The following is an 8,705-nucleotide window of genomic DNA, read 5'->3' as shown; positions in this document are numbered from 1 at the left end:
GCCGTGGCGCAGGCCGCCGGGCGGCCGGTGCGGACGACCGGCCGGGCGGGCCGCGCGATCCGGCTCGCCGCCGCCGCGACCGAGGGCTTCGCGCAAGCTCTCGACCTCGACGGCGCCTACGGCCAGCACCGTGTCCGGCTGCCGCTCGTCGGCGCCTTCCAGGTGGAAAACGCCCTCGTCGCCGCCGGCCTCGTCCTCGCCACGCCGGCCGGCCTCGCCGATCCGGACGGGGTCTTCGCGGCTCTCGAGCATCTGACCGGCGTGCCGGGCCGGATGGAGCGGATCGGCGAGGCCCGGGGCGGCCTCTGCCTGGTGGACTACGCCCACAAGCCGGAGGCGCTGGAGAGCGTGCTCACGGCGCTCCGCCCCTTCGCCGCCGGGCGCCTCGTCTGCGTGTTCGGCTGCGGCGGCGACCGCGACCGCGGCAAGCGCCCGCTGATGGGCGCCATCGCCGCCCGGCTCGCCGACACGGTCATCGTCACCGACGACAATCCGCGCAGCGAGGCGCCCGACGCCATCCGCGCGGCGATCCTGGCCGCGGCGCCCGGCGCCACCGAGATCGCCGACCGCGCCGAGGCGATCCGTGCCGCGGTGCGCGGGCTCGGCCCCGGCGATGTGCTGGTGGTGGCGGGCAAGGGCCATGAAACCGGCCAGATCGTGGGCGATCGGACCCTGCCGTTCTCGGATCACGCGGTGCTGCGCGCCGCGATCGCGGAAAGGGACTAGAGGTTTTCCCTCCCCCTCTGCGGGGGAGGGTGGCCCCTGTGTCAGCAGGGGTCGGGAGAGGGGTGCGACGGTGCAGGCCGGGGCTCGTCATCGACGTCGCCCTCCACCTGACGTCGGGCTCCCCTCTCCCGACCCGCTTCGCGGGCCACCCTCGCTCATCCCAAGCCGGGCCTGCCCGACTTGAGCACGGGCAAGCGGATCTCGGGCAGGCCCGAGATCCGTGGGGGGAGGGACGGCGCGGAAACGGATCGAACGACGATGATGGATCTCTGGACCCCGCAAGCCCTGGAGGCCGCCACCGGTGGGCGGCTCGTCGGCGCGCCGCACGCGATCTCCGGCGCCTCCATCGACACCCGCACCCTGCAGCCGGGCGACCTGTTCTTCGCGATCCGGGGCGAGGCCCGCGACGGCCACGATTTCGTTGCCGACGCCCTCGGCCGCGGAGCCGGCGCGGCCGTGGTCGCGCAGGACCGGGCCGAGACCTTCGCCGGCACGGGACCGGTCCTCGCCGTCCCGGGCGAGGGGGCCGATCCGGTGCTCGACGCCATGCGGGCGATCGGCCAGGCGGCGCGGGACCGGACGCAGGCCGCCATCGTCGCGGTCACCGGCTCCGTCGGCAAGACCGGCACCAAGGAGGCCCTGCGCCACGTGCTGGGCGCGCAAGGCGAGACCCACGCCTCCGTCGCCTCCTACAACAACCACTGGGGCGTGCCCCTGACTCTCGCGCGCATGCCCGCGGCGACGCGCTTCGGCGTGTTCGAGATCGGCATGAACCACGCGCACGAGATCCTGCCGCTCGCGGCCCAGGTCAGGCCCGACGTGGCGCTGATCACCACGGTCGAGCCGGTGCATATCGAGCATTTCCCCTCGCTCTCGGCGATCGCCGACGCGAAGGGCGAGATCTTCTCCGGGCTGAGGCCCGGCGGCGTCGCCGTGATCAACCGCGACAACCCGAACTTCCCCCGGCTGCTGGCCCATGCCCAGGCCTCGCAGGCGGGCCGCGTCATCACCTTCGGCGAGCATGCGGAGGCCGATGTCCGCGCGCTCCGGATCGTGCTGCGCCCGGACCTCTCGGTGGTCGATGCGGTGGTGATGGGCCAGCCCGTCACCTACCAGCTCGGCACCGCTGGCCGGCACACGGCGATGAACTCGCTCGGCGTGATGGCGGTGATCCACGCACTCGGGGCCGACCTCGCCCGCGCCGCCCTGTCGCTCGCCGCGCTTCGCCCGCCGGCCGGCCGCGGCGAGCGCACGGCCTTGCGCTTCGAGGCAGGCGAGGCCTTCCTCGTGGACGAGAGCTACAACGCCAACCCGGCCTCGATGCGGGCGAGCCTCGCCACGCTCGCCGGAATCGAGACCGGCGCGCGCGGGCGCCGCATCGCGGTGCTGGGCGACATGCTCGAACTCGGGCCCACCAGCGAGGACCAGCATCGCGGCCTCGCCGAGGCGGTCGAGACCAACGGCATCGATCTCGTCTTCACCGCGGGGGCGCGGATGCGCCATCTCTTCGAGGCGCTCCCGGTGAGCCGGCGCGGCATCGCCGCGGCCGAATCCGCGGACCTGATCGAGCCGCTGGCCAAGCTGCTGCGCGCCGGCGACGCCGTGATGGTGAAGGGCTCGAACAGCATCCGCATGGGCCGGATTGTCGAGGCGCTGAAAGCCCGCTACGCGGATGCCGCAACGCAGCGCGATTCGGCCCGTGCGGCCGCCCCTTGAGTGACGGCCACCCGCCTCCCGGCCGGCCTCACCGCATCTCCTTCCCAATCCGAACGAGCAGGCTCGGCTGAACGGATGCTGTATCTCCTGTCGGAACTGAGCGGCACGCTCTCGGCGCTCAACGTCTTCCGCTACATCACCTTCCGCACCGGCGGCGCGCTGTTCACGGCGGGCCTGTTCGTGTTCTGGTTCGGGCCCTGGATCATCTCGCTGCTGCGCCTGCGCCAGGGCAAGGGCCAGCCGATCCGCGAGGACGGGCCGCAGGCCCACCTTCTGACCAAGCGCGGCACCCCGACCATGGGCGGCCTGATGATCCTGGCCGGCGCCGTGGTCGCGATCCTGTTCTGGGCCAATCCGCGCAGCTACTACGTCTGGATCGTGCTCACCGTGACCCTCGGCTTCGGCGCGATCGGCTTCTACGACGACTACCTCAAGGTCACGAAGCAGTCGCACAAGGGCTTCTCGGGCAAGTTCCGGCTCGCCCTGGAGGCCCTGATCGCGGTCGGCGCCTGCATCGCCATCTCCTACTGGTCGCCCTCAGCCCTGCAGAACCAGCTCGCCTTCCCGGTCTTCAAGGACGCGCTGCTCAATCTCGGCTGGTTCTACGTGCTGTTCGGCGCCTTCGTGATCGTGGGCGCGGGCAATGCCGTGAACATGACCGACGGCCTCGACGGCCTCGCCATCGTGCCGGTGATGATCGCCTGCGGCACCTTCGGCGTGATCGCCTATCTCGTGGGCAACTCCTTCACCGCGAGCTACCTGCAGGTGAACTACGTGCGCGACACGGGCGAACTCGCCGTGGTCTGCGGCGCGGTGATCGGGGCGGGCCTCGGCTTCCTCTGGTTCAACGCGCCGCCGGCGCAGATCTTCATGGGCGATACCGGTTCGCTGTCGCTCGGCGGCCTGCTCGGCGCGATCGCGGTCGCCACCAAGCACGAGATCGTGCTGGCGATCGTCGGCGGCCTGTTCGTCCTGGAGATGATGTCGGTCATCATCCAGGTCGCCTCCTTCAAGCTCACGGGCAAGCGTGTCTTCCGGATGGCGCCGATCCATCACCATTTCGAGCAGAAGGGCTGGAAGGAGCCGCAGGTGGTGATCCGGTTCTGGATCATCGCGGTGATCCTGGCGCTCGCGGGCCTCGCCACATTGAAGCTGCGCTAGAGCACGCGCCGATTGGATCGCCCCGCAATCCAATCGGATCACGCGTTCTCTATCAACGGGTTAGAGACGGATTCACCGATCAGGTTGAAGCAACCTGATCGGATCCGGCTCTGGAGCGCTCGTAAGCCGAAGTTGGACACCGGTTCGGCGAAGGAGAGCGCGTCAAAACGAGGACCGTGAGCCGTTCTCGATTGCAGCGCGATCGGGAGCAGCTCTAAGGGCGCTCTTCCTCGACCGCGCGGCGGAGGTTAGGAGAGGCGGCCGCGCTTGACCGTGCGGCCATCTCAAGGTGCGCGTATGACCCCCATCACCACCTTCGCGGACAGCCGCGTCGCCCTGTTCGGGCTGGGCGGATCCGGGCTCGCCACCGCGCTCGCGCTGAAGGCCGGCGGGGCGCGGGTGCTGGCCTGGGACGACAACCCGGACAGCGTCGCCCGCGCCGAGGCCGCGGGCATCGAGACGCAGGACCTGCGCGGCGCCGACTGGTCGGACCTCGCCGCTCTCGTCCTGGCACCCGGCGTGCCGCTGACCCATCCGGCGCCGCACTGGACGGTGGGCCTCGCCCAGGGGGCCGGCGTCGAGATCGTCGGCGATATCGAGCTGTTCTGCCGCGAGCGCGCGAAGGTCGCGCCGGGCAGCCCGTTCGTCGCGATCACCGGCACCAACGGCAAGTCCACCACCACGGCGCTGATCGCCCATATCCTGCGCGCGTCGGGCCGCGACGTGCAGATGGGCGGCAATATCGGGACCGCGATCCTCTCGCTGGAGCCGCCCGCGGCGGCACGGATCCACGTGATCGAGATGTCCTCGTTCCAGATCGATCTGACGCCCTCGCTGAATCCGAGCGTCGGTGTCCTGCTCAACATCACCCCCGACCATCTCGACCGGCACGGCACGCTGGAGCAGTACGCCGCCATCAAGGAGCGGCTGATTCAGGGCTCTGACCTCGCCGTGGTCGGCATCGACGACCGGCTCAGCCGCGAGATCGCCGAGCGCCGGGCCGAGCGTCTCGTGCGCGTGCATGTGCCGCGCGAGGCGGTAATCGCGGCAGACGCCCTCATCGCCCGCGATGCCGCGGTGTTCGATCCCGACGGGAGCCGCCTCGCGGATGTCTCGGGGATCGGATCCTTGCGCGGCGCGCACAACTGGCAGAACGCGGCGGTGGCCGTCGCGGTCGCCCGCGCGCTCGGCCTCGACGCGGAGGAGATCCAGGCGGGCCTGCGCTCCTTCCCCGGCCTGCCGCATCGGATGGAGGAGGTCGGCCGGCGTGGCCGGGTGCTCTTCGTCAACGATTCCAAGGCGACCAACGCCGATTCCACCGAGAAGGCCCTCACCGCCTTCCGCGACATCCACTGGATCCTCGGCGGCAAGGCCAAGGATGGCGGGATCTTCCCGCTCGTCCCGTATTTCGAGCGGATCGCCCACGCCTATCTGATCGGCGCGGCCTCCGACGCCTTCGCGGCCACGCTGGAGGGGGCGGTGCCCTATACGCGCTGCGAGACGATCGAGCGTGCGGTGGCGGCCGCGGCGGAGGGAGCGGACGCCTCGGCCGCGCCCGAGCCGGTGGTGCTGCTCTCCCCGGCCTGCGCCTCCTACGACCAGTTCCGGTCCTTCGAGCAGCGCGGCGACCGGTTCAGGGACCTGGTCCGCGCGCTGCTCTGATCGTCAGGCCGCGCGCCAGCGCTGCGCGGCGTTGTTGCCGAAGGCGCGGGCGTAGAGGGCGGCGTAGTGCTCCGCCGCCCCGCCCCAGCCGAAGTCGCGCGACATCGCCTGCCGCCGCATGGCGTTGAGCCGCTTCTTCTGGCCGAACGTGTCGAGGGCCCGGCGGACCGCGCCGACGAACCCGGTATCGGCGCCGTCCGCGAAGGTGAAGCCGGTCACGCCGTCCTCGACCGTGTCGGCCAGACCGCCGGTGCGGCGCACGATCGGCAACGAGCCGAATCGCTGGGCATACATCTGCGCCAGCCCGCAGGGCTCGAAGCGCGAGGGCATCAGCAGGAAATCGCTGCCCGCGAACATGCGGCGCGCCTGGTCCTCGGCGAAGCCGACCTGCACGCCGACCGAGTCCGGATGCTTGCGGGCGAGGCTGCGCAAGGCGTTCTCGAACCGACCCTCGCCCTGACCGATCACCACCATCTGGCCGCCCTCGGCGACGATGGTCTCGGCCGCCTGGATCGAGAGATCGATGCCCTTCTGGTGCACCAGGCGGGAGACGATCGCGAAGAGCGGTCCGCGCGAGACGGAGAGCCCGAAATGCTGGCGGACGGCCTCGGCATTCGCGCGCTTGCCCTTCCAGTCGTCCATCTCGAAGCGGGTGGCGAGATGCGGGTCGGTCCGCGGGTCCCAGCTCTCATCGATGCCGTTGAGGATGCCGGCGAGCCGCCCCTGCGCGGCGCGGGTGCGCAGGAGCCCGTCGAGACCGCAGCCCATCTCGGGCGTCTGGATCTCGCGGGCATAGGTCTCGCTGACCGTGGTCACGAAGGAGCTGTAGAACAGACCGGCCTTGAGGAAGGAGAGCTGGCCGTAGAACTCGACGCCGTTCATCTGGAAGGCGTGGTCCGGCACGCCGAGGCGGCCGAGGTTCCCCTGCGGGAACAGGCCCTGATAGGCGAGATTGTGGATCGTCAGAACGCTCGGGACCCGGATCCCGCGCCAAGCGAGATAGGCGGGGGCGAGGGCCGCCTGCCAATCGTTGAGATGCAGGAGGTCTGCCCGCCAGGCCGGATCCCGGCCGAGGGCGATCTCCGCCGCCGCGAGGCTGAGGCGCGCGAAGCGCAGGTCGTTGTCGCAGAAATCGCCGCCGGCATCGCCGTAGGGCGTCCCCTCCCGCTCGAACAGGTCGGCATTCAGGAGGACGTAGATCGACAGCCCGTCTTCGGTCTCGACAAGGCCGAGATCGCAGGCCGGCACCTGGGCGAAGCCGTCGAGGCGACCAACGATCGGGATATCGGGATAGGCGGCGCGCACCTGCCGGTAGCCGGGGATCAGCACGCGCACGTCGAAATTCCGGCGCAACGCCCGGGGCAGGGCGCCCGCCACCTCGCCGAGGCCGCCCGTCTTCACGAAGTCGGCCATCTCGGGCGTCGCGAACAGGACTCGCGGCTGCAGGGAGGTGCGCTGGTCCAATTCGGAATCGTATCTGGGGTCGTGCTCGTGCAGCGGCACACGGCTCTCGCCGTCCGAACAACCCCAGAATGCCATTGCAGCGTTCTCATTGCGGGCAATTCGCCCGGGACGGGCTGAGGCGCCCGCGGCCAAGATCGTCATGCCAACGCCCCTGTACCGTGCCGGTTCCGTTGCGTTGCACAAATCACGCCACGAAATTGGTTAACGCACCGCTGCCGTCGCCGCGATGCAACGGGCGTCGCATTCAGACGGCCAGCAGGATCACGCCTTCGGCCCCGGCGAGCACGATACGGCCTGTGGCGCGCTCTCCCGCCCGGCCGGCGTTGCTCGACAGGAGCACGACCCAGGCGGTCTCCTCGGGCAGGGGAATCTCGTGCGCGCCCTCGCCGAAATTCAGCACGACGCGCAGCACGCGGCCCTCGGCCGCGCGCTCGTAGGCGAAGACCTCCTCGGGCTGCGTCGCCACGGTGCGGTAGCTGCCCGTCGACAAGGCAGCATGCTCACGGCGCAGCGCCAGCAGGCGGCGGTAGAGCGTGAGCATCGAGCCCGGCACGTCCTGGAGCGCCTCGACATTGCGCGTCTCGGCATCCGGCGAGAGCGGCAGCCAGGGCTCGACCGAACTGAAGCCGGCCTGGGGCCCGCCGTCCCACTGCATGGGCGTGCGTTCCGGATCGCGGCCGTGACCCGGCTCGTTCTGCTCCCAGGGATCGCGGACCCGGTCCGGCGGGATCGGCACGCGGCCGAGGCCGAGTTCGTCGCCGTAATACAGGGTCGGCGTGCCACGTAAGGTGAGGAGAAGCATGGCCGCGATCCGGGCCTGCCGCTCGCCGATGCGGGCGGCGATCCGGGGCTGGTCGTGGTTTCCGAGCACCCAGTTGGGCCAGCCGCCCTCCGGCAGGGCGGCCTCGTAGTTCTCGACGAGCTCGGCGACCGCGTCGGCGCGCCAGGGCGTCTGGATGAGCTGGAAGTTGAAGGGCATGTCGGCGCCCGAGAGGTCGGGGCCGTAATAGGCCATCAGCCGCTCCATCGGCAGATAGATCTCGCCGATCAGCACCCGCTCGCCATAGGCGCGCATCACGGCCCGCATCTCGGCGATCACGTCGAGCACCTCGGGCCGGTCGGCGGAATAGACCTGCGTGAAGCGGTTGATCTCGGGCAGGTGCGCCGCGAAGTCGGGATTGGCCGGATTGTTGCGGAAGTCGTCGTCCTTGATCAGGTGCCAGATCACGTCGACCCGGAACCCGTCGACGCCGCGCTCCAGCCAGAAGCGCATGGCGTCGTACATCGCCGCCCGCACGGCCGGGTTGCGCCAGTTCAGGTCGGGCTGCTCGCGCAGGAAGGCGTGGTAATAGTATTGTCCGGTCGCCGGATCGAGGGTCCAGGCCGGCCCGCCGAAATTGCTCAGCCAGTTGTTCGGCGGACCGCCGTCGGGCGCGGGATCGCGCCAGATGTACCAGTCGCGGCGCGGGCTCTCGCGAGAGGCCCGGGCCTCGGCGAACCAGGGATGGGCGATCGAGGTGTGGTTGGGGACGAAGTCGAGGATCACCTTGAGCTTGCGCCGGTGCGCCTCCGCCACCAGGGCGTCGAAATCCGCGAGCGTGCCGAAGAGCGGATCGATGCCGCAGTAATCGGCCACGTCGTAGCCGTAATCGGCCATCGGCGAGGGATAGACCGGCGAGATCCAGACCGCGTCGACGCCGAGCCAGGCCAGATAGTCGAGCCGCTGCGTGATCCCGGCGAGATCGCCGACGCCGTCGCCGTTCGTATCCTGGAACGAGCGCGGATAGACCTGATAGACGGTGCCGCGTTTCCACCAGACGGTCTCGGCCATGCGCTGTCCTCGAGCTTCCCCGCGCGGGAGGTAGGGGCGGGGCTCGGTGCGGCGACCCGTAACCCTTCCAAAAGCATGCTGCGGGATCCTTTGGCCACGTTCAGCATTGCTTCAACCACATCGTGTGACCCTGAGCCTCGATACT

6 protein-coding genes are annotated in these 8,705 nt (G+C 70.4%); 4 read left to right on the top strand and 2 right to left on the bottom strand.

Annotated elements, in window-relative coordinates; translation table 11 throughout:
* The 4 genes from MET9862_RS12480 to murD form a co-directional block, all read left to right on the top strand.
* Window positions 1-726 (top strand): Mur ligase family protein (locus MET9862_RS12480; protein WP_280178965.1); only part of this gene is annotated, 726 nt, incomplete at its 5' end.
* Window positions 727-984: 258 nt separating this feature from the next.
* Entirely contained in the window at window positions 985-2,442 is a 1,458-nt protein-coding gene (locus MET9862_RS12470) for a UDP-N-acetylmuramoylalanyl-D-glutamyl-2,6-diaminopimelate--D-alanyl-D-alanine ligase (protein ID WP_142583279.1), read from the top strand.
* A 75-nt stretch (window positions 2,443-2,517) separates the two neighbouring features.
* Entirely contained in the window at window positions 2,518-3,603 is a 1,086-nt protein-coding gene (gene mraY / locus MET9862_RS12465) for a phospho-N-acetylmuramoyl-pentapeptide-transferase (protein ID WP_142583278.1), read from the top strand.
* A gap of 297 nt (window positions 3,604-3,900) precedes the next feature.
* On the top strand, window positions 3,901-5,265 hold the full coding sequence (gene murD, locus MET9862_RS12460) for a UDP-N-acetylmuramoyl-L-alanine--D-glutamate ligase (RefSeq protein WP_142583277.1): 1,365 nt from the start codon (window positions 3,901-3,903) through the stop codon (window positions 5,263-5,265).
* A gap of 3 nt (window positions 5,266-5,268) precedes the next feature.
* On the opposite strand, the gene glgA is transcribed toward murD, so the two are convergent.
* Together glgA and MET9862_RS12450 are read right to left on the bottom strand one after the other, a co-directional pair.
* Window positions 5,269-6,804, bottom strand: coding sequence for a glycogen synthase GlgA (gene glgA, locus MET9862_RS12455; protein ID WP_142583276.1), 1,536 nt, complete (start codon window positions 6,802-6,804; stop codon window positions 5,269-5,271).
* A 169-nt stretch (window positions 6,805-6,973) separates the two neighbouring features.
* Window positions 6,974-8,560 carry an alpha-amylase family glycosyl hydrolase gene (locus tag MET9862_RS12450; RefSeq protein WP_142583275.1) on the bottom strand — a complete coding sequence of 529 codons (1,587 nt, stop codon included), beginning with the start codon at window positions 8,558-8,560 and terminating at the stop codon, window positions 6,974-6,976.
* Window positions 8,561-8,705 lie beyond the last annotated feature (145 nt).

The organism is Methylobacterium symbioticum (assembly GCF_902141845.1).
Classification (GTDB): domain Bacteria; phylum Pseudomonadota; class Alphaproteobacteria; order Rhizobiales; family Beijerinckiaceae; genus Methylobacterium; species Methylobacterium symbioticum.
The sequence above is the reverse complement of the archived record's forward strand: the minus strand, read 5'-3'. Positions and strand labels throughout refer to the sequence as shown.

What these genes read in the sequence shown, in the direction of transcription:
- MET9862_RS12450 (WP_142583275.1), bottom strand. Translation starts at nt 8,560, where the DNA reads ATGGCCGAGACCGTCTGGTGGAAACGCGGCACCGTCTATCAGGTCTAT.
- glgA (WP_142583276.1), bottom strand. Translation starts at nt 6,804, where the DNA reads ATGGCATTCTGGGGTTGTTCGGACGGCGAGAGCCGTGTGCCGCTGCAC.
- MET9862_RS12470 (WP_142583279.1), top strand. Translation starts at nt 985, where the DNA reads ATGATGGATCTCTGGACCCCGCAAGCCCTGGAGGCCGCCACCGGTGGG.
- murD (WP_142583277.1), top strand. Translation starts at nt 3,901, where the DNA reads ATGACCCCCATCACCACCTTCGCGGACAGCCGCGTCGCCCTGTTCGGG.
- mraY (WP_142583278.1), top strand. Translation starts at nt 2,518, where the DNA reads ATGCTGTATCTCCTGTCGGAACTGAGCGGCACGCTCTCGGCGCTCAAC.